Annotated in this window: 11 protein-coding genes and 1 CRISPR repeat array; of the genes, 9 read left to right on the top strand and 2 right to left on the bottom strand. The window is 47.3% G+C overall.

Going from position 1 to position 16,981, the window contains the following annotated elements:
• The first annotated feature begins 143 nt into the window (after positions 1-143).
• Positions 144-1,355 carry a TM2 domain-containing protein gene (locus tag TRESADRAFT_RS16470; protein ID WP_002703157.1) on the top strand — a complete coding sequence of 404 codons (1,212 nt, stop codon included), beginning with the start codon at positions 144-146 and terminating at the stop codon, positions 1,353-1,355.
• 81 nt (positions 1,356-1,436) lie between these two features.
• Here TRESADRAFT_RS16470 and TRESADRAFT_RS04165 read toward each other — a convergent pair whose 3' ends face one another.
• Positions 1,437-2,189, bottom strand: a complete 753-nt coding sequence (locus tag TRESADRAFT_RS04165) for a response regulator (RefSeq protein ID WP_002703155.1) — start codon at positions 2,187-2,189, stop codon at positions 1,437-1,439.
• Positions 2,190-2,368: 179 nt separating this feature from the next.
• Positions 2,369-5,275 (bottom strand): response regulator, encoded by a 2,907-nt coding sequence (locus TRESADRAFT_RS04160; protein ID WP_002703153.1) that lies wholly within the window; start codon positions 5,273-5,275, stop codon positions 2,369-2,371.
• Between the two features lie 280 nt (positions 5,276-5,555).
• On the opposite strand from TRESADRAFT_RS04160, the gene TRESADRAFT_RS16200 reads away from it, so the two are divergent.
• The 8 genes from TRESADRAFT_RS16200 (at position 5,556) to cas2 (ending at position 15,723) form a co-directional block, all read left to right on the top strand.
• A complete protein-coding gene (locus TRESADRAFT_RS16200) occupies positions 5,556-7,664 on the top strand; it encodes a methyl-accepting chemotaxis protein (RefSeq protein WP_002703151.1) in 2,109 nt (702 codons plus the stop codon).
• 146 nt (positions 7,665-7,810) lie between these two features.
• Complete coding sequence (locus TRESADRAFT_RS04150; protein WP_002703150.1) at positions 7,811-10,132, top strand: CRISPR-associated endonuclease Cas3''; 2,322 nt, start codon at positions 7,811-7,813, stop codon at positions 10,130-10,132.
• 200 nt (positions 10,133-10,332) lie between these two features.
• On the top strand, positions 10,333-11,097 hold the full coding sequence (gene cas5c, locus TRESADRAFT_RS04145) for a type I-C CRISPR-associated protein Cas5c (RefSeq protein ID WP_002703149.1): 765 nt from the start codon (positions 10,333-10,335) through the stop codon (positions 11,095-11,097).
• Positions 11,094-12,875 carry a type I-C CRISPR-associated protein Cas8c/Csd1 gene (gene cas8c, locus TRESADRAFT_RS04140; RefSeq protein ID WP_002703148.1) on the top strand — a complete coding sequence of 594 codons (1,782 nt, stop codon included), beginning with the start codon at positions 11,094-11,096 and terminating at the stop codon, positions 12,873-12,875. Before cas5c ends, cas8c begins: the two co-directional genes overlap by 4 nt.
• A gap of 1 nt (position 12,876) precedes the next feature.
• Complete coding sequence (gene cas7c / locus TRESADRAFT_RS04135) at positions 12,877-13,743, top strand: type I-C CRISPR-associated protein Cas7/Csd2 (RefSeq protein WP_002703147.1); 867 nt, start codon at positions 12,877-12,879, stop codon at positions 13,741-13,743.
• On the top strand, positions 13,743-14,381 hold the full coding sequence (gene cas4, locus TRESADRAFT_RS04130) for a CRISPR-associated protein Cas4 (RefSeq protein ID WP_002703144.1): 639 nt from the start codon (positions 13,743-13,745) through the stop codon (positions 14,379-14,381). The genes cas7c and cas4 overlap by 1 nt, the downstream gene beginning before the upstream one ends.
• A 9-nt stretch (positions 14,382-14,390) precedes the next feature.
• Positions 14,391-15,422: a type I-C CRISPR-associated endonuclease Cas1c gene (gene cas1c, locus TRESADRAFT_RS04125; protein WP_002703142.1), complete on the top strand. Its 1,032-nt coding sequence runs from the start codon at positions 14,391-14,393 to the stop codon at positions 15,420-15,422.
• A 10-nt stretch (positions 15,423-15,432) separates the two neighbouring features.
• On the top strand, positions 15,433-15,723 hold the full coding sequence (gene cas2 / locus TRESADRAFT_RS04120; RefSeq protein WP_002703141.1) for a CRISPR-associated endonuclease Cas2: 291 nt from the start codon (positions 15,433-15,435) through the stop codon (positions 15,721-15,723).
• 192 nt (positions 15,724-15,915) lie between these two features.
• Positions 15,916-16,920: direct repeats of the CRISPR family, unit length 31 nt; unit sequence GTCGCACCCTCACGGGTGCGTGAATTGAAAC.
• Positions 16,921-16,981 lie beyond the last annotated feature (61 nt).

The following is a 16,981-nucleotide window of genomic DNA, read 5'->3' as shown; positions in this document are numbered from 1 at the left end:
ATAGAATAAAAACTTCTGTCGCATACTTCTCCATTTTTGTAACTTATGTTACTCTTGAGTCAATATGCGACAGAAGTTCTTTTTTGAGAAAGAATTGGAACATTGTCGCATTGAATCTCGAAAAAAAACTGTTGGAGGATTTTATGAGAAAACAGTTCTTTGGAATTTTTTCTCTTTTGCTTTTAATTTCTGCAGAGTTGTTTTCACAGAACAAAAAAGATTTCGTGCCATACAATGTAGTTGTCACTCAAGGAAACTATCGTACAGTTGCTGTTTCAAAAGAAAACAGAACAAGAGAGAAACTTCTTCTTCTTGGGAACGAGCTGGAAGAACAGAACAAAAACACTTATCAAATATATATTCTAGTCTTCGACGATGAAAAAGCCGCAAAGCTTTACTCAAAAATAGACAATCTTTCTGCCAGTGAACACAATTTTTATGCAGAGCATTACATAGCAACATATTGGAAGAGTCCGTCAGCCAGGCATGATTTTACAATTATGCTCGACGGAATGAACGGTAGTATTGAGAAAATTGATTATAAAGATTCTATTAAGACAAACGATTCCGAATCTTCCGAAACGAAATATGAGGCAACCGCAACAGATGACACTATTGGAAAAATGGTATCAACCATATTTTTTCTTTGGATAGTCGGGCTCATTGTTGTTCTGTGCTTATGGAAAAAATTCCGATACAAAGTCTGGTTTGAATTTTTCGTCGCTTTGTTCTTGGGCTTCTTTGGAGTCCAGAAATTCCGCGAAAAGAAAATTGGCTTAGGTGTTCTCTATATTTTCACTGCCGGTTGTTTTTACATTGGTTGGTTCATCGATGTAATACGATATTTTATTGCCGCAATTCGCAACAAGCCGATTTTGCCTGTTGAAACTACTTATACACCAAAACAGGAGCTCATCACATTTGACGATGTTTCCGAGCTTCCCGTTGTTCAGCCTCTTGGTCTTATCTTGCAAGGTTCGGAAGTGTGTCATTTCTCAGAAAATGCAAACTATGTGGAAATAAAAAATGTAGTTGTCGGAAGACGGACTAGCGGAGGAGGGCGTTCGACTAGAATCTTCGGAATACGAGTCAGTGCCGGGAGTGCTTATTCGCAGTCGGTTCGTGATAATATCGCCATAAAAACACCGGGAACTTTCTCGATAACAAGCCAGCGGGTTGTGTTTTCTGGTATGAAAGGAGCATTCAACAAAAAACTTTCGGACATAACAGCATTGACAGGCTACGATGACGGAATCGGGTTTCAGTTCAATGATAAGCATTTCGTCATTCAGATGGAAAATGCACCGTTGGCGCAGGCAGTATTGAGTCTGCTTTTGTCAGCGAGCCAGAATTGAAGAAAATCCCGTCTTTGAAGCGCGCTCCAAAAGACGGAAACGGTTTTTTGGAGCGCGCTTTTTTTTTCGGAACGGCTTAGGTCAGTTTCCGGAGAAGAAGTCGTGGACGCTTTTTACGAGCGCCTCAGGCGCCATCGTCTTGAGCAGGTATTTCTCAGGTTTCGCCGAGAGAACCTTCATGACGGTCTCCTTGTCGTCCTTCGCCGTCAGGAAAATGACGGGGATGTGTGCCGTCGCCTTCTCGCTCCGTATCATCTCGAAAACCTGGAGGCCGGACGCGACGGGCATCTCGTAGTCGAGCAGAATCAAATCGACGTTGTTCTGCGCGAGGAACGAAATCGCGTTCATGCCGGAATTCGCCATGTAGACGTCGTAATCGGCGCTCAGCCAGTTCTTCATCGTCCGGAGGAGGAGCGGATCGTCATCGACGACGAGAATCCGCTTTTTCCTGCTGAACCCGTGGAGCACAACGTCGTCGAGCGCGTTGATAATCTCCTTCATGTTGACCGGGCGCACGAAGCTCGTCGCGATGAACGTCCGCGAGACCGACTCGAGCGCCGTGCCGATTTCGTTCTCGTTTCCGATGAGGTACAGCAGGCGCGATGTCTCTCCCTCCGCGATTTTTCCCTTCAGGTATTTGAGCGTATCGGAGAACAGCTTGGCGTCGCCCTCCAAATACACAAGATAAATGTCCGGAAGGTTTTTGATGAGGTCAATCTCGACCACGTCGGGTTCGGCTATGACAACCTCATAACCGGCTTCGTTCAGCGATTTCACCATCGTTTTGATGAGGAATGTCTGCTTCTCGCTCACAAATAAAACACGTTTGTCCATACGTTCTCCAAAATGTGCCTGCCGGAAAATTCGATTCCCGGCAACACTGAATTATAAATTAAACCTGGTCGGAAACATCTGTTACAGAACAGGCTACCTTAAAATGCGATGTTCAAAAACATGCTATCTGCACGTTTTGAACCCGTCGTCCTAAGCGATGACGAAGTTATCGAACAGGTCTATTGACGGCTATTTTTTTCAAACAGATTCAATATCCTGGCGCGGTCGAGCGAGGCGCACGCGGATTTCAGCTTTTCGAAGAATTCGCGGCGGCTTTCGGGTATTCCGCTTTCGGAAAGCATTCCGGCCGCGAATCCTACGCTGTCGAGGTCGAATGCCTCTGCAAATTCCCGTATGCCGCGCGCCGCCTCGTCGAATTCCTCCTCGCTGATTTCCGTTTCCGTTTTTTCCGGGCCCGACGCGGATATGGGCGCGAGCGATTCGGAAAGTTTCCTGTATTCGGCGAGGAGCGCGGGCGTTCGCGCCTCTATTTCCGCTGATTTTTTCTCGTCGCCGCATTGCTCGAGGAATTTCGCGTCGTCGGAAAGCGCTGACGCCCCGATAAGGCGCGCGGTGCTTTTGAGCGAGTGGACGAGTATCGTGAATTCTTTCCAGTCGCGTTTTTTGACGCACGACTCAATCGCGGCCGCCTTCTCCGTTATCGACGCGCGGAATTCCCTCATCGCGTCCAGAAGAATCGCGCAGTTCCCGCAGTTCCGGATTCCCTCCGCGATGTCGATTCCTTCCATGTCGGGGATTCCCTCCGTCCCGCCGCCGTTGATTTTCTCCGCGCGGGTGATTTTTTCGCCCGGAATGTAGTCGAGGAGCATTTTCTCGAGCTTCTCGTAATCGACGGGTTTTGAGAGATAGTCGTCGAACCCCGCCTCGATGTACATGTCCCTCGCTCCGGAAATCGCGTTCGCGGTGAGGGCGATGCACGGAACGCCTTCGTTCATGTTCCCCTCAAGCTTTTTCATTTCGGACAGCGTCTCGATTCCGTCCATACCCGGCATCCTGTGGTCGATGAAAATGACGTCGTACCGTTTTTTCTTGACGAGCGACAGCGTCTCGTGCCCGCTTTCCGCGGTGTCGATTCGAATCATCGTCTGCTTCAGGAGCCCCTTCATCACGGTGAGGTTGAGCCGGGTGTCGTCGACGACGAGAATCTCCGCGTCGGGCGCGTGGAACGATTCCTTGTACGAGCGTGCCTTCGCCAGAGATTCCCTGAGCTTGTCCGAAAAATCGCCGACCCCGCTCCACTGGAGGACTTTCTGCCGTATGCTGAACGAGAACGACGAGCCTTTGCCGTACTCGCTTCTCACCTCGAGCTTCGCGCCCATCAGCGACAGAAGCCGCTGGACGATGTTCATCCCCAGCCCCGTTCCTTCCGTCGTCCTGTTCCGCTTCTCGTCGAGCCGCTCGAATGCCGTGAACAGGCGCGCGATTTCCTCCTTCTTTATGCCGATTCCGGTGTCGTCCACCCTCACCGAAAGCATGATGTGCTCCGTTCCTGTCTTCTCGAACCCGATGCTCATCGTCACGCCGCCCTCGTTCGTGTATTTGAAGGCGTTCGTCAGTATGTTGAGTATGCACTGGCGGATTCTCACGTCGTCGCCGTAGAGGAAATTTGGCGTGTTCCTGTCCACGTCGACCTTGAACGAAAGCCCCTTGTCCTCCGCGCGCTTGGAGACCATGTTCACGAGGTCGTTGACCATGGAGCTGAGCTCGTAGCCCGCCGGGATAATCTCCATCTTGCCCGCCTCGATTTTTGAGAAGTCGAGGATGTCGTTCACGATGCCGAGGAGGGCGGCGCCCGCGTTCTTTATGTCCGCGGCGTAGCGGATTATCTGCTCCTCCCCGCTTTCGCGCAGAATCATCTCGTCCATACCGAGAATCGCGTTTATCGGCGTCCGTATTTCGTGGCTCATGTTCGACAGGAAGCGGGATTTCGCCTTGTTCGCCTCCTTCGCGACCTTCAGGTCCTCCTCAAGCTTCTTTTCCTGCTGGAGCTTTCCGATGAATGTCGACAGGCGCTTCGTCGTCGCGACGAGCGATTTGTGGAGCTCCTCTATTTCGTCGTGCGTGTCGATGCGCAGGAGCCGTATGTCGAGGACGGAAAGCTGCTGCTCCTGGGTGACGTCGCTCGTGAAGTCGCGCATCGCCGTTGACATGAGCTGGAGCGGGTAGGCGATTTTGAGCTGGACGAAAAGGTTCACCAGCATCGTGAACGGAATAGTCGCGTTGAGCATGAGCATCACAAGCTTGAGCACGTATGACAGACGCTCCGGCTTCTCGTGCATCGGCATGAGGAAGAAGGAGACTTCCGGCTTCGGTTTCATCGATGATATGAAAAGAATGCTTATCGTTATTATGAACAGCGCCTCGATTACGATTGCGGCTGTGAGCTTCGTGCTCAGGTGCGTGGGGCTTTCAAGCTGCGTCCTGCAGAAATCGGCGTAGTCGTCCGTGTATTTTATCCCGTTCAGCGTCCTCAGCTTCACGGAATCGGGCGCCCGCGTGAAGAACGCCCTCGACAGGAACGCAAGCATCAGGCACATCGGAAGCGCGTTCACGAAATCCGCGATGAAATCCGGAATCGTCGTGCCGTGCTGCACTATCGCGTCGAAAAGCGCGCTCCAGCACGAGCCGAGCACGAATGATGTGAGAATCGCGGTCATCGCCGTTTTCGGAATGCTCATATACCATCTGAAGCGCACGGGAAGGCCTGCCATGAATATGCAGAGGAGAAAACCGAATTCCGCGAACGCGAACGCTCCCATTATCGCCGACTGGAGGATGAAGCAGAGGAGCATCAGGACCGTCGCGGGAAAACTCCCGAAAACCGTCGCGAAAACCGAGATTATGAGGAAATCGATGTAGTCGTGAAGCGTAAAGCTGCTGAAAGACGGGATGAATATGTGGAAATCCCTCGGCATGAACATCCTGTGCATGAACAGAAGAAAGAAGCAGACGATTCCCGCCCCGATCTGCGTCAGGAACAAAGCCTTCCGTTGGCTCGGTATCATCGATTTTATGAAAAAAATGCTTGACTTGTACGTGAACAGTTTCGTTAAGAAATTCCTCATAATGCGATTATACATTGTCCGGACGGCGTTTGCCATGATTCTTCGGGCAGGCGTCTCGTGGCAAACGGGAAGCGGCGCGTTCTTGAATCTATATTGAAAATTGTTGCATTGGTTTTTTTGATATTGTCATGATATTATTTTAATGAGGAAACATGAAAAGGTTACATCTGATGCCGACGTTTTTTTGGTTCGGGACAAGAGAACGTCGGAACAGTGCGGATTGTCTTTTCATGCGACTTCTGGAGATGCAACAGAATCACTTTATTATTGGAGGTCAGTTTTGAGCAGAAAAGTGAAAAGCCTTGACAGATTTGACAAGACCGCAAAGCGCGATTTTTCGATTGTCTCAAAATTTCTATTTATCATCGGCTTGTCCGTTGGAATCGCGACAATCGGAGTCGTCTCCGTAACGCTTGGTATTTTCGAAAAACGGGTAATAGATTCGACGGAATCGGGGCTTGAGAACACGTCGCAGGGTGCGCTCCGCGTTCTAACCGACTGGATTGTCACGCTCAAGGGATATTCCGTCCTCGCCGCCTGCAATCCTGATTTGAAGGATGCTCTTGCAGAAAACGACTCGGAAAAGCTTTCCAGCCTCATGTCGGTTTACTCGAACGAGCTTGACTACGAGATTATGGCAGTCGTCGATGAGAACGGCGTTGTCGCTGCGGGCGGCGGAAGCAACATTCCCGACGGAACGAACGTCATGTCGTCGGTATCCATTCAGAACGCGCTCCGCGGAAAGCAGTTCTTGAGCTATGAGCCGTTCGGAACCGCGCCGTACGGAGCGGTCTATTCGGTTCCGGTAATCGACGGCGGAAAGGTTATCGGCGCGGTCGTCTCCGTCTACGACCTTACGACCGATGATTTCATAACGCTTATGAAGAAAGGTCACGGCGTGGAATGCACCCTGTTCATCGGACCAAAGCGCGTCCAGTCCACGCTTGAGGGCGTGATAGGCACTCTTGTGGACAATCCCGTCGTCGAGAAGACCGTCCTCGTGAACGGCGAGCAGTTTTTGGGTGAGGTTTCTGTCGCCGGAAAAAGATACTATTCGGTCTACACGCCGCTGAAGGACGACAGCGGTCACGTTTCCGGCATGATATTCATCGCGAAGGACCTGCACCTCGTCGAGAACATTGCGCTCTCATCGCTGAAAATCGTCATCCCGATTGCGCTGTCCATATTCATTATCCTCATGTTCATCGGCTGGCGCTTCATCAAATGGCTGATGAAGCGAATCGGCAACGTCTCGAACTTCCTCAAAGACCTTTCGACCGGCGAGGCTGACCTCACCAAGCGCTGCAACCTCTACGTGCGGGATGAAATCGGCGACCTCGTGATTTATTTCGACCTTTTCATGGACAAGCTGCAGGAAATAGTAAGGGAGGTCAAGAATTCGAAGTCGGAGCTTTCCTCAAGCGGCGAGGCGTTGTCGGACAGCACTCAGGATACTTCGAGCGCGATTACGGAAATAATCGCGAACATCGAAAGTGTCCACAAGCAGATTCGCCTGCAGAACGAAAGCGTGGAAAGCTCAAGCGAAAACGTCACCGGAATATCGGATTCCATTTCCGTGCTCGACCACCTCATCGAGGGGCAGAGTTCCGGCGTGACGCAGGCTTCCGCCGCCGTCGAGCAGATGATAGGGAACATAACGTCCGTCAACAAATCCGTGGACAAGATGAGCGATTCGTTCGAGGAGCTGCAGCAGCACGCCGAAATAGGGTTCAGGAAGCAGCAGGACGTCAACGAGCGGATTGTGCAGATTGAGGGGCAGTCGCAGATGCTTCAGGATGCGAACACTGCGATATCGTCAATCGCGGAGCAGACGAACCTCCTCGCCATGAATGCCGCAATCGAGGCTGCCCATGCGGGCGAGGCGGGAAAGGGATTCGCCGTCGTCGCGGACGAGATTCGGAAACTGTCGGAAACGTCGTCCGTCCAGTCGAAAACGATAGGCGAGCAGCTTTCCAACATACGGAATTCGATTGCCGATGTCGTCGCCTCGTCGAACGAGTCGAGCAGCGCGCTTTCGTCCGTGTCGGCGAAAATCAAGGAAACCGATCAGCTGATGCTCCAGATAAAAGCTGCGATGGACGAGCAGAACGAAGGCTCGAAGCAGATAACCGACGCCCTCCGGAACATGAACGACAGCACGGTGGAAGTCCGGAAATCATCGCGGGAGATGTTCGGGAAGAGCAAATCGATTGTCGCCGAAATGGAGAATCTCCGCGATTCGACGAGCGCCATGAACACGAGCATGGACGAAATGGCGGTCGGCGCGCGTAAAATCAACGAGACAGGCTCGATGCTCACTGATATTTCGGAGCATGTGAAAAAAGCCATAAAGAAAATCGGCTCGCAGATAGACCTTTTCACCGTCTGACGTGACGCCTTGCCGAACACCCCCTCCTGAAACTGGACAAGTAAAGTTCACTTTTAGGAGGGGGATTTTTTGCAAAAATGAGAAATCATCTTAAAATTGAATGAAGGTGTATGCCTTAAGTTTTCGTTTGATTTGGAGGATTTTTTATGGATTTGATAGCGCACAAAACTGAAGAGGGGCTTGAGCAAACTCTTTCGGAACATTTGAAGAACGTTGCCGAGCGTTCCTCTTTTTTTGCAGAAAGCTTTTGCAATGCAGATTGGGCATATTTTGCAGGTATGCTGCACGATTTGGGAAAGGCCGATTCTGACTGGCAGAAATACATTCGCGGTGAAAAGTCTACATCGGTGAATCATAGTGAAGCTGGTGCGCAGTTTGCCTATTCGAAGATGGATTCAAGAGATTTCTTTTCAAAAGTAATTCCGTATTTGATTGCAGGTCATCACGCAGGGCTTCCTGATTGGCATGAAGGAAGCGGCAACAGTTTGAAATCTATTCTTGAAAAATCGGATATTTCATATTTGGAGAAATTACTTTCAAATTCAAAATTGAAAGAAAATGTTGAATCTTTTTTGCCAAAGTCAATGCCATTCGGAAAAAACGATTTGAAAAAAGACAATCCGCAGGAGTTGCTTGAGCATTTTCATTTGTGGATACGAATGTTGTATTCCTGTCTTGTGGATGCTGATTTTCTTGACACCGAGCAGTTCATGCAATCTGAACAGTCTGGACTTCGTGGAAATTATGCAAGTCTTGAAGAGTTGAAGCAGCGGTTTGATGTTTTCATGGCGGAAAAGACAAAAAGTGCTCGTCCCTCCAAGATAAACGAAATCCGTTCTTCAATTTTGGAATCATGCAGAGAAAAAGGAAAACTTGAGCCCGGCTTTTTTTCGCTCAACGTTCCGACCGGTGGAGGAAAAACGCTGTCTTCTATGGCGTTCGCTCTTGAGCACGCTCTTGCGCATCAAAAAAAGAGGATAATCATGGCTATTCCCTACACGAGCATTATTGAACAGACAGCAAAAGTGTACAAATACGGAACAGATAATGATGATGAGATTGAAGAGTTCAAAAAGTCCGGCAAATGCCTTTTTGGCGAAGAAAATGTGCTTGAGCACCATTGCAATTTTGATTTTGACAAAGATGATGAGAATGGTATCCTTGCAAAACAAAAATTGGCTACTGAAAATTGGGACGCTCCGATTATCGTGACGACAAACGTTCAGCTTTTCGAGTCTCTGTTCAATGCACATTCGTCGTCATGCAGAAAACTGCACAATCTTGTCGATTCTGTGATAATCCTCGACGAGGCTCAAATGTTGCCGCCTGAATATTTAAAGTCAATTCTCTCTGTTCTGCGCGGCCTTGTGAAATGTTTTGGCGTTACTGTCGTTTTTTGCACAGCGACACAACCAGCTCTTGAAGGAAAAATAGGTTCTGATGTCGCCTCTTTTGATGGCGTTCCGGCCGATTCGATAACTCCTATTATCGATAATCCTGCAACATTGGCGGAGCAATTAAAGCGTGTTGAAATAAACACGGAGTACGCAAAAGAAAAAATGACGGATTGGCAGACTGTTGCTGATAAACTTTGTGAGTTTGAGCAAGTGCTTTGCATTGTTCAGACTAGAAAAGACTGTCGAGAACTTCATAGGCTTATGCCGGCGGGAACAATTCATCTCTCTGCATTGATGTGCGCGGAGGAAAGAAGCGATGTGATAGCTGAGATAAAAGAAAGATTGAGAGACGGAAAAACTTGTCGTGTCATAAGCACTCAGCTTGTTGAATGTGGAGTGGATATAGATTTTCCTGTTGTGTTTAGAGCTATTGCTGGTTTGGATTCTGTGGCGCAATCAGCAGGAAGGTGTAACCGTGAGGGAAAAATGGAATGTGGCACGGTTTATTTGTTTAATCCGCCGACAAATGTTCCAGCAGGACTTCTTCGTAAAGGTGCTGAAGTTACAAAAGAACTTTTAGAATTGCATGACTATACACTTTCTCTTACACCAGATTTGTATAAAGAGTACTTTACCAAATACTATAAATCTTTGAATGATTTTGATAAATGCGAGTTTGAAATTCGTATGCAGGCATATAAAGCAAATATCCGTAAAAACCGTGACGGTTGTCTACAGTTCAGAACATTGTCTGATAATTATCATTTGATTGATAATGCTTATCAGGCTACTGTCTATGTGCGGTATTGTTCTTCAAGAACTGGCAAAGACAACATCAATCTGTTAACAGCATTAGAAGTTTGTGAAATTGACAAGAGTCTTTTCAGAAAGCTTAATCGTTATTCAGTTAATTTGCCATTAAAAGAGATAAAAGAGCTTGTGAAAGAAGGACGGGTTCTTGAACCAATAGACGGTGTATTTATGCAGTCCTTAGATGATGCAAATTTATATCAAGCAGGTCTTGGCTTGGTTGCAGATTCTGTAAAATCATTTGAAACTTATATATTTTAGTTTTCTAGCTACGGCTTTTTGGTTGCTGTAAGCTTTCTGTTTTTTTATCCGAACGTGCTTTGGAATCCAGATGGAATAAAAACATAATGCTGAAACGAATTTCTCAAGACATAATAATACGCAACCGGTTTGCGGAACTCGTTTTTGATTTTTCAGGTGATGAGAGTTATACTATCAGCAGTTCTGAGGAGAAAAAGTAAATGAAAGAGTTTTTCGACAAGACTTTTTGCCTTGAAGTGTGGGGTGATTATGCTTGTTTTACAAGACCTGAAATGAAGGTAGAGCGCGTGAGTTATGACGTTATGACACCTTCTGCCGCACGTGCAATTTTTGAAGCGATTTTTTGGAAGCCTGCTTTTGAATGGAAGATAAAGAGTATCGAGGTCTTGAACCCCATCAAATGGATTAACCTTAGAAGAAACGAAGTCGGAGTTGTTGCTTCGGAAAATTCTGAAGGTTTTTGTGTGGATGAAATAGATTCTAGGGGGAGCCCTAAGTACAGGCAGCAGCGCGCTGGACTTTTTCTAAAAGATGTACGGTATCGCATTTATGCAGAATTGGCATACATTCCGGTGTCAAAGCGGAAATCGGATAGCCAAAAGAAATCCCAGGAATTGGATTTGTTCAGTTCTGTTGAGGAAAATGTTCATGAAAACGAAAATCCTGAAAAATACAACAGCATGTTTGAACGCCGTGCTAAAAAAGGTCAGTGCGTTTTCCAGCCGTATTTGGGATGTCGGGAATTCAGTTGTTTTTTTAAGCTTGTTGATACTGAAAGAGAGCCTGCAGTACCGATTCCTGAAACGCGCGATTTGGGCTTCATGCTCTACGACATGGACTATTCCGGCATAAAAAATCCCGAAAAAATCGGTCCCGACGATATCAAAGCGTGTTTCTTCCGTGCAAAACTGGAAAACGGCGTTGTGAATGTGCCCGATTGGAACAGCAAGGAGGTTTATCGATGATTTTACAAGCTCTTTATGATTATGCGCAAAGAAAAGGTGACGAACTTCCTGAAGACGGTTTTGAAGATGTAGAAATCAAATATCTCATAAAAATCCGTGAAGACGGCTCTCTTGTAGATTTGGTTTCTACCATTGAAGACAAGAAGGGGCATGTATATTCAAAAGTTCCAATGCGTGTTGCTCGAACTAGTTCCCCAAAAGCTTCTCTTTTGTTGGATAATGCTGAATACGTTCTGGGAATTCCAAAGCAAATAAAAGAAACTGAGCAAAACTACGAAGCTAAACAAAAGAAAGCTAATGAAAAGGCTTTGATTTGTAATGAGCTTTTTGTAAAAGAAATTGAAGGTCTACCCAATGAAATTTTAAACGAAAAAGAAATCAAAGCTGTAATTGCTTTTTACAGAAGCAACAGACAAAATGGATTTGATAAAATTTCTGCTTGCGAAAAGTGGGAAGAATGTCAAAAAACAACAGGAAACATTTCCTTTGTTCTAAACGGAGAGATGTCAATTATTCCTCAACTTGAAAGCATAAGGAAATATCAAAGAAAAATAACTGCTGCAAAAAGTGAAAGCGATGATGAGAATTCTGAAATTGTAAAAGGAGTTTGCTTGATAACAGGAGAAGAGTCTGTAATAGCCAGACTTCATTCGGCGACAAGCATAAGAAACTCTCAAGCAACAGCTCCTTTGGTTGGTTTCAACAAAGATTCGTTCCTATCTTATGGAAAAAAGCAATCTTATAACGCTCCTGTTTCCATAAAAGCGGAGGCAGGCTATACAAAAGCATTGAATTATTTAATTCATTCCAAAGACAACAAATTTTTGCTTGGTGAAGACACAATCGTTTTCTGGGCAGAAAAGAGAGATGCTGAGACTTTTGAGTCATCATTTTCTGCATTCTTTACAACTGATTTTGATGCCCCTGACAGAAATGTAAGAGAAGTAAAAAATCTTTTTGCTGCAGTTCAGACAGGCAAACTTGAATCAATAGATTCTAACTTTTATGTTCTTTGTCTTTCTCCGAATTCAGGACGTATTTCAGTACGATTTTGGGAAACTGGTAAAGTTGAAACGTTTGCAAAGAGAATAAAGCAGCATTTTGATGATTTTGAAATTATAAAGCCAGCTTTTGACGAAAAAGAGTATTTAAATCTCTATCAGATTCTTTCTTCGACGGCATTAGAACATAAGATGGAAAATGTTGCTCCGAATCTTATCGGTTCTGTCATGCAGTCTATTTTGAAAAAATTGCCATATCCAGCGACCTTGCAGCAGCAATGTATTCGCAGAATCAGAGCTGAACAGAGTGTAACGCGCGAACGTGCGGCAATTTTGAAGGCGTACATAACTCGCTTGAATCGGCAGAAAAATATAAAGGAGGTTTCTGTGGCATTGGACAGAAATAACACAAACAAGGGATATCTTTTAGGACGACTGTTTGCGGCTTTTGAAAAAGTTCAGCAGGAGAGCGCTGATACCGAATTGAACTCAACAATTACGGACAGGTTCTATGGAGCGGCGTCTACAAATCCTGTAACGGTTTTTACTCAGTTGATGCGCTTGAATCGCAATCACATGAGCAAACTAAAGTCCAAAAATCGTGGTCTTCAGATAAATCGCGATAAAGAAATAGGTGAGATTATGAATGCGATAGATTCATTTCCGGCTCACTTGGATTTGAATGAGCAGTCATATTTTGCAATTGGCTATTATCACGAGAAGCAGAGCTTCTTTGATAAGCAAAGTAAATCTGAAAACTCAGAAGGAGAAAAATAATATGGCAAAACTTGAAAAACGCTACGACTTTGTGTTGTATTTCGACGTTAAGGACGGAAATCCAAACGGTGACCCGGATGCTGGTAACCTTCCTCGTATTGATGCGGAAACTGGAAACGGCATTGTCACAGATGTGTGCCTCAAGCGGAAAATCCGCAATTATGTGCAGATTTCAAAAGGCGCAGAAGCCGGCTATGACATTTTTGTCAAAGAAAAAGCTGTGCTAAACAAAGAGATTGATGACATATATAAAGAATTGGGAATAAATGCTGATTCAAAGAACAAGGCAAAAGGTGCCGACGTTGAAAAAGGCCGAGCTGGAATGTGCAAAAAATTCTTTGACATTCGCACATTTGGAGCAGTTCTTTCAACGGGAGCAAACGCTGGTCAGGTTCGTGGTCCAGTGCAACTGACGTTTGCCCGTTCTGTTGAGCCTGTTGTTGCTTTGGAGCATAGCATCACACGAATGGCTGTTACATCGGAAGAAGAATCGGAAAAACAAGGTGGCGACAATCGAACAATGGGACGCAAATACACGATTCCATACGGATTGTACAAGGCATACGGTTTCGTCTCTCCTCATTTCGCTTCAAGCACTGGCTTTTCAACGGAAGATTTGGATGTGCTTTGGGATGCACTGACGCAGATGTTTGAGCTTGACCACTCGGCAGCCCGTGGACTCATGACGACCAGACGGCTTGTAATTTTTGAGCATCAAACTGCACTTGGCACAAAACCTGCTGACGAGTTGTTCAACCGCGTGAAGTGCGAGCATACAGGAAACGTGCCTGCCCGCGATTTTTCTGATTACACGATTTCACTTGACGGAAATCCGTTGTCGGAAATAAAGACTGTTGTGGCGCTTTGATGTACGCAGAATCCGACTACCTGCTTCTGAGCGGTTTGCAGCATCTAAAGTTTTGCCCACGCCAGTGCGCTCTTATCCACACAGAGCAGGTTTGGTCTGAAAATTTCTTCACCGCCGAAGGCCACGTCCTGCACGAGAAAGTGCACAGTGGCATCGGCGAATCCAGGCGGGTAGTGCGGATTGAGAGGGACTTGAAAATTGCCTCCAGCGTCCTCGGAATCACGGGATGCACCGATGCTGTGGAATTCTACAAGGACGGGAAAATCGTTCCTGTTGAGTACAAGCACGGCGAGCCTAAGGAAGATTCCTGCGATGAAGTTCAACTTTGTGCGCAGGTTCTCTGCCTTGAGGAAATGCTCAAATGCAGAATCGACGAGGGGGCGCTCTTCTATTTCAAGAAGCGGAAGCGGATTTCAGTTCCGATTACGGAAGAGCTTCGAGAGGAGACTATTTCGCTTGCGAAAAAATTCCACGAGCTTGTCGAGTCTGGCGTTACGCCGGAGGCTGTCTATACGAAAAGATGCGGAAGCTGTTCTTTGACAGAATGCTGCTTTCCCGAATCTGCCGGCAAGGGCAAATCCGTATCGGGGTACATGAAGCGGCAGCTAGGGAAGGAAATCGGCTCCGCCGATTTTTGAGGAGGCGCAATGCAGCGATTTTTGAACACATTGTACATAACGACTCAGAAGACGTATCTTCATAAAAAAGGCGAAGCCGTCGAGGTGATTGTGGACGACGAGGTGAAGGCTTCCGTTCCCATGATAAATCTCGACAGCATTGTGTGCTTCGGGAATATTTATGTCAGTCCGTTCCTGCTTGGTTCGGCTCCTGAGCACAACATAACGATAAGTTTTTTGGACGAGCAGGGGAAATTCCTCGCCCGCGTGCAGGGGCCTGTGGCCGGCAATGTGCTACTAAGGAAAGCACAGTATCGTGTTTCGGATGACGAATCTAAATCGGCTTTTGTCGCCAGATTCTTCATCATTGGAAAAATTTCGAATCAATGCACGGTCTTGAAGCGAGCTGTCCGCGACCACAGAGACAAAATCGATTTGGAGCGGGTTCAGAATGCAATCGACGTCCTGTCCGGAAACATTCGGAAGGTGGAGAACGAGACCGATTTGGAGAGAATCCGGGGAATCGAGGGGGACTCCGCTGAAACGTATTTTTCTGTTTTCGACGAATTGATTACGGCGCAGAAAGACTGTTTCAGATTTGAAGGGCGGAACCGCAGGCCTCCGCTCGACAATGTGAATGCGATGCTTTCGTATGTGTACACTCTTCTTTACCATGACATGGTAAGCGCGTGCGAAGTTGTCGGGCTGGATCCCGCCGTCGGTTTCCTTCACAGGGACCGTCCTGGAAGGCTGAGCCTCGCGCTTGACTTGATGGAAGAATTCAGGGCTTCTTTTGCGGACAGGCTCGTTCTCTCGCTGATTAATCGCGGGGAGATTACGGCGAAGCAGTTCGAAAAAAGCGCAAGCGGAGCCGTTTTGATGGATGATTCCGCCAGAAAGACTCTCATAGGGGCTTATCAGGAGAAAAAGAAGACAGTCCTGACCCATCCGTATGTTGATAAGAAAATGTATTTGGCGATTTTGTTCCAAACACAGGCTCGGCTGTTGGCGAGGTTCATTCGCGGAGACATAGACGGATATCCGGTGTTCATCTGGAAATAGGAGGCGTTTTATGATGATGCTTGTGAGCTACGATGTCGCCCGTGACGAAAAAGGTGAGAAGCGGCTTCGACATGTTGCTAAAATCCTTGAAAACTACGGGCAGCGCGTGCAGTATTCTGTTTTCGAGTGCCTTGTTGAGCCTTCTCAGTGGGTCGAGTTGAAGTCGAAACTGCTGAGCGAGATTAATCCCGATTACGACAGTCTCCGCTTCTACTCGCTCGGAGCGAACTGGCAACGTAAAGTGGAGCATGTCGGTCAGAAGAAGTCTATGAATCTTCAAGACGATGTCCTGATTCTCTGAATTTTTGCTCGTCTGTAAATGCTGATGTCTCTTTTTTTTAAAGAGATATGAATTGAAACTTGCGAACCTACAGTGAACATGTTTTGGGATGTCTTGTTTCTGCGGTTTTTCCTTTGTTTTTTTGTAAAAAAACAGGGGTTCGCAAAATCCGTGTTCTTTTCCCTTTCCCAGCAATGCTGTAAACTATATGCCGTCGCACCCTCACGGGTGCGTGAATTGAAACGCGCCCGACTTGACGTCGTTTACAAGCCCCTTTGCGTCGCACCCTCACGGGTGCGTGAATTGAAACACGCAGAAAGCGAACGCGCTGCCGATTCGGATTGTCGCACCCTCACGGGTGCGTGAATTGAAACATCGAGTCCGTGAACACGGTCATCTGCACGATAAGGTCGCACCCTCACGGGTGCGTGAATTGAAACTCAAGCCCCTCGGGGACGCGAACGTAGAGGGCACGTCGCACCCTCACGGGTGCGTGAATTGAAACTCTTTTACCGTTCCCGAAAATTATACGGGTGGATGTCGCACCCTCACGGGTGCGTGAATTGAAACTTGACGAGACGGTAAGATGAGCGGGAAGCGTGACGTCGCACCCTCACGGGTGCGTGAATTGAAACAATTCTCGGGGGTGGGACGCCGGAACCGCTGAAGTCGCACCCTCACGGGTGCGTGAATTGAAACCGTTTTGGACGCGAGAAGCGAGAACGCGAAACAGGTCGCACCCTCACGGGTGCGTGAATTGAAACATTTTGACGGGTGAAAAAATTTTTTTGTTGTCAAGGTCGCACCCTCACGGGTGCGTGAATTGAAACTTGCCGTCAGCGGAAAGCGCCCTTTCGGCGCGGTCGCACCCTCACGGGTGCGTGAATTGAAACTGAAAAAACGCATTGACCGCGATAAGGGCGACGAGTCGCACCCTCACGGGTGCGTGAATTGAAACCTGTTTGGTTTAAAAAGAGGGACTACAGCGACGTCGCACCCTCACGGGTGCGTGAATTGAAACCGTATAGAAAGCCGTCAAGTTATCCCACGACCGAGGTCGCACCCTCACGGGTGCGTGAATTGAAACCTTTTACTAACCATTTTTTACCCCCCGCCCGGCTTGTCGCACCCTCACGGGTGCGTGAATTGAAACCAAACTGATTTCTTCTACTAACCATATTCATTCAGTCGCACCCTCACGGGTGCGTGAATTGAAACAAAGAGGGGCTGACGCACAGAAAAACTGTTCGTCGTCGCACCCTCACGGGTGCGTGAATTG

Source organism: Treponema saccharophilum DSM 2985 (genome assembly GCF_000255555.1).
Lineage (GTDB): Bacteria > Spirochaetota > Spirochaetia > Treponematales > Treponemataceae > Treponema_D > Treponema_D saccharophilum.
Note: the sequence above shows the minus strand (reverse complement) of the source record. Positions and strands in the feature narration are given on the sequence as shown.

What these genes read in the sequence shown, in the direction of transcription:
- TRESADRAFT_RS16470 (WP_002703157.1), top strand. Translation starts at nt 144, where the DNA reads ATGAGAAAACAGTTCTTTGGAATTTTTTCTCTTTTGCTTTTAATTTCT.
- TRESADRAFT_RS04160 (WP_002703153.1), bottom strand. Translation starts at nt 5,275, where the DNA reads ATGAGGAATTTCTTAACGAAACTGTTCACGTACAAGTCAAGCATTTTT.
- cas4 (WP_002703144.1), top strand. Translation starts at nt 13,743, where the DNA reads ATGTACGCAGAATCCGACTACCTGCTTCTGAGCGGTTTGCAGCATCTA.
- TRESADRAFT_RS04150 (WP_002703150.1), top strand. Translation starts at nt 7,811, where the DNA reads ATGGATTTGATAGCGCACAAAACTGAAGAGGGGCTTGAGCAAACTCTT.
- cas7c (WP_002703147.1), top strand. Translation starts at nt 12,877, where the DNA reads ATGGCAAAACTTGAAAAACGCTACGACTTTGTGTTGTATTTCGACGTT.
- cas8c (WP_002703148.1), top strand. Translation starts at nt 11,094, where the DNA reads ATGATTTTACAAGCTCTTTATGATTATGCGCAAAGAAAAGGTGACGAA.
- cas1c (WP_002703142.1), top strand. Translation starts at nt 14,391, where the DNA reads ATGCAGCGATTTTTGAACACATTGTACATAACGACTCAGAAGACGTAT.
- cas5c (WP_002703149.1), top strand. Translation starts at nt 10,333, where the DNA reads ATGAAAGAGTTTTTCGACAAGACTTTTTGCCTTGAAGTGTGGGGTGAT.
- cas2 (WP_002703141.1), top strand. Translation starts at nt 15,433, where the DNA reads ATGATGATGCTTGTGAGCTACGATGTCGCCCGTGACGAAAAAGGTGAG.
- TRESADRAFT_RS04165 (WP_002703155.1), bottom strand. Translation starts at nt 2,189, where the DNA reads ATGGACAAACGTGTTTTATTTGTGAGCGAGAAGCAGACATTCCTCATC.